Source organism: Pantoea folii, assembly GCF_056678875.1.
Genome location: NZ_JBWXON010000039.1, coordinates 1 through 3,419, shown reverse-complemented (window position 1 = coordinate 3,419; position 3,419 = coordinate 1). Strand labels below are relative to the sequence as shown.

Below are 3,419 nucleotides of genomic sequence, written 5' to 3'. Positions count from 1 at the left end.
ACCCAAGGGCGGTAAAAAAGAAGCCGCAACGTTATCCGTTGCGGCCTCCATTAAGATCTTAACTGACAAGCATTACGACATCGCCGGCGTTTATTCGAGCTTAATTACTTCTTCTCAACCAGGAATTTCACTACGTTGGCATAATCGGCAACGAAATTGTCCATAGAACTGGTGTCCAGGCCGCCGTTATTCACCATGTATTTGCCGTTAACGAAGATGGCTGGCACGCCCTGCAGGTTAAGATCGGCTGCCGCTTTCTGCTGCTGTGCGACCAACGCTTTTACCGCAAAGCTATTCCAGGCTGCATCATAATCTTCTGATGAAATACCAGCCGCCTGGATGAAGGTGGCTTTCAGGCTCGCCGCATCGGTAATGGTTTGGGTTTTCTGAATACCATCAAAGATCGGTGCAGTGACCTTGCTTTCCACGCCCAGCGCCATCGCGACCGCCCAGGCCTGAGTCACAACAGGACCGAAGTCTCCACCGAGAAAATCAACGTGATATTTCGTCACTTTAGTGTCTGCTGGCAGGTTCTTTTTCACGGCATCACTCACGTGATAGACGCGTTCGAACTGGTAGCAGTGCGGGCAGAAGAAGGAGAAGAACTCCAGTACCTGAGGCTCACCAGCAACCGGCTTTGGCAGCGTGACGAATTGTTTGCCGTCATTGAACTGTGCCGCTGAGGCGCCAAATGCCAGCATTAAACCTACCAGCGCAAACATAATCTTTTTCATCGTGAAAAAATCTCCTGAGTACTTCATTAAAATTGCGGGCTAAGCTGCAACGGGGGTTGATGTAACAGCCTCTCCTGCTCGATAAATAGTGCAATCTGTCGGCGCCAGAAATCCTCATCGGTCATCCAGGGAAAGGCGCGCGGAAAAGCCGGGTCCTGCCAGCGGCGTACCACCCAGGCCAAATAATAAACCATGCGCATAGCGCGTAAAGGCTCAATCAGTGACAATTCATGTAAATCGAAGTCACTGAATTCATTATAAGCTTCCAGCAGAATATCCCACTGGATCAGCTGCTCCTGACGATCGCCGTTCACCAGCATCCACAGATCCTGCACTGCAGGTCCGTTGCGCGCATCGTCAAGATCGACAAACATTGGGCCATCTCGCCACAGGATATTACCTGGATGGCAGTCACCATGCAGCCTGAGCGGCTGCCATTTATCATGCCAGCGCTGCTGCAGGGTGCCGATAAGTTTATCAACGGCGTTCAGCAGCGCATCCTTCAGGGCAGCCGGTACCAGCGTGCTTTGCTCCAGCTCCTGGCGAGGTTGTAAGACATACTCTTCCAGGCCGAAGGTTGGACGCTGTTGAAACAAGCTCTGCCGACCTGTTTGATGGATGCGACCAAGAAAGCGGCCCACCCACTCCATCTGTTCTTCATTATCGGTTTCATACTGTCGCCCACCCAGGCTTGGGAAAACGGCAAACATAAAACCGGCATGGTGATTCAGCGTACTGCCCTGCAGTGCCAGTGGTGCTGCAACAGGCACTTCATCGGCCAGCAGATCATGCGTGAACTGGTGCTCTTCCAGGATTTGTTGCGCACTCCAGCGTTGTGGCCGATAGAACTTAGCCACATAGCGACGTTTGTCGTCATCACTAAACTGATAGACACGGTTTTCGTAGCTATTGAGGGCGGTTAAGCCGGATTCGACACGCAGACCCGCATCCCAAAGTGCATCCAGGATGACATCGGGGTCCAGCGTCTGGAAATTAAAGGCGGCTTCGCTCATCATTTTGCCTGTGTGTTACCGTTGCAAGGAATGCGCAAGGATAACACTACTCATCATCCTTAATCACACCGCGTGCACGTAATAGCGCGGTTTTGAAGTCCACTTCATAATCCTTTTTCAGTCCGGGAATTTCCGCATCGCAGCCAGCGTCACGCATTTTGAGATGGTAAATCAATATGTCATCGGTTAATTCACTTAATGGGCCACTGAAGCCTGATTCCTGCGCCAGTTTCTGTAAAAATGCCAGCAGGTTAAGGTCAGACTCCTTTTGCCAGGCCGGTTGCAGGAGTTCGAACAATTCATTAAGTCGGTGATATTTCATCATTGATTCCTCTATGCAGTGGTAGGCTGCCGTTATGCAAGTATCGTCCAGTATGATCAAGGAGACGAAAATGACCGCATTTACCGGCGTGATCCTCGCAGGTGGGCAAGGCAGTCGTATGGGCGGCCTGGATAAAGGGCTGCTGGAATTGCAGGGCAAACCGCTTTATCAGCACGTTTTGCAGCGTTTGATGCCACAGGTCAATATTGTGTTGATAAGCGCCAACCGTAACATTGATCGTTATCAGGCTAGCGGTTGTCAGGTCGTCACTGATTCGATGCCAGATTACCCCGGTCCGTTGGCAGGCATGTTAAGTGGCTTGCAGCACAGTAAGACCGAGTGGGTCGCCTTTTGTGCCTGTGATACGCCCTGGTTACCGGAGGACTTCGTTGCACGATTATGGCAGCAGCGCGGCGCGGCGCCTGCGGTGTGGGTACGATCAACGCAGCGTGATCATCCTGCATTGGCACTGGTCAATCGATCACTGGCCGACGATCTGGAAGCCTGGCTGCTTCGTGGTGAGCGGCGTTTAATGCAGTTTCTGCGTGAACATGGTGGGCATGCCGTGACGTTCGCAGATTCTGAGGCAGCTTTCCGCAACATTAATACGCCCGACGATTTAGTTGATGGGGAAAAGCAGTGATGAGCGTGCCTTTACTGGCGATCGTTGCGTGGAGTGGCACCGGAAAAACCACTTTGCTTCAACAGGTGATACCGCTGCTTAAGGCTCGCGGTATTCGTTCTGGGTTAATCAAACATACCCATCATCAAATGGACATTGATACGCCGGGAAAAGATAGCTATCTGCTGCGAAAAGCAGGTGCCGATCAGGTGATTGTTGCCAGTACTCAGCGCTGGGCATTGATGTGTGAAACCCCTGATCAGACGTTGAATCTGGCGGAACTGGTCGCGCGGATGGACAGTTCCGCGCTGGATCTGGTGCTGGTTGAGGGCTTTAAAGATGAGCCAGTACCCAAAATCGCGCTGTGGCGGCGTGGTGTCAAAGGGGAATTTGCTGATTTACTGGATGAATACGTGGTTGCGCTGGCCAGCGATGAGAACTTAACGATTGACCGCCCACTTCTCGATATTAATCAGCCGGTTAAGGTTGCTGATTTTATTGAAAAATGGCTGAGAAAAGGTCAGTAACCCGGGGGTTTTATGATCGTCTGGCTAAACTTAAGGCGTCAGTTTCAGACGTAAAACAACCCCGATTTCGCCGATCTGCAGACGTAAAAAAACCCTGAACTTTCGTTCAGGGTTTCTTCACTTGTTTAATGCCTGGCAGTTCCCTACTCTCGCATGGGGAGGCCCCACACTACCATCGGCGCTACGGCGTTTCACTTCTGA

5 protein-coding genes are annotated in these 3,419 nt (G+C 51.6%); 2 read left to right on the top strand and 3 right to left on the bottom strand.

Translation table 11 applies throughout. From position 1 onward, the window contains the following. Positions 1-104: 104 nt before the first annotated feature. Genes dsbA through AC1MDE_RS25735 form a run of 3 tightly spaced genes read right to left on the bottom strand, consistent with a single transcriptional unit; the run spans position 105 to position 2,069 of the window. Positions 105-734, bottom strand: a complete 630-nt coding sequence (dsbA, locus tag AC1MDE_RS25745) for a thiol:disulfide interchange protein DsbA (RefSeq protein WP_034823914.1) — start codon at positions 732-734, stop codon at positions 105-107. A gap of 26 nt (positions 735-760) precedes the next feature. Further along, positions 761-1,747, bottom strand: a complete 987-nt coding sequence (locus tag AC1MDE_RS25740) for a serine/threonine protein kinase (protein ID WP_038643999.1) — start codon at positions 1,745-1,747, stop codon at positions 761-763. A gap of 46 nt (positions 1,748-1,793) precedes the next feature. Then, positions 1,794-2,069 carry a YihD family protein gene (locus AC1MDE_RS25735; protein ID WP_038643998.1) on the bottom strand — a complete coding sequence of 92 codons (276 nt, stop codon included), beginning with the start codon at positions 2,067-2,069 and terminating at the stop codon, positions 1,794-1,796. Between the two features lie 70 nt (positions 2,070-2,139). On the opposite strand from AC1MDE_RS25735, the gene mobA reads away from it, so the two are divergent. Continuing rightward, entirely contained in the window at positions 2,140-2,712 is a 573-nt protein-coding gene (gene mobA / locus AC1MDE_RS25730) for a molybdenum cofactor guanylyltransferase MobA (protein WP_058960151.1), read from the top strand. Continuing rightward, the gene (gene mobB / locus AC1MDE_RS25725) at positions 2,712-3,218 is read left to right on the top strand and encodes a molybdopterin-guanine dinucleotide biosynthesis protein MobB (protein WP_058960152.1); all 507 of its coding nucleotides are present in this window, start codon (positions 2,712-2,714) and stop codon (positions 3,216-3,218) included. The genes mobA and mobB overlap by 1 nt, the downstream gene beginning before the upstream one ends. Positions 3,219-3,419: the final 201 nt, after the last annotated feature.

Excerpts from the sequence above, each read along its gene's own strand:
- AC1MDE_RS25735 (WP_038643998.1), bottom strand. The coding sequence starts at position 2,069 with ATGAAATATCACCGACTTAATGAATTGTTCGAACTCCTGCAACCGGCC.
- mobB (WP_058960152.1), top strand. The coding sequence starts at position 2,712 with ATGAGCGTGCCTTTACTGGCGATCGTTGCGTGGAGTGGCACCGGAAAA.
- dsbA (WP_034823914.1), bottom strand. The coding sequence starts at position 734 with ATGAAAAAGATTATGTTTGCGCTGGTAGGTTTAATGCTGGCATTTGGC.
- AC1MDE_RS25740 (WP_038643999.1), bottom strand. The coding sequence starts at position 1,747 with ATGAGCGAAGCCGCCTTTAATTTCCAGACGCTGGACCCCGATGTCATC.
- mobA (WP_058960151.1), top strand. The coding sequence starts at position 2,140 with ATGACCGCATTTACCGGCGTGATCCTCGCAGGTGGGCAAGGCAGTCGT.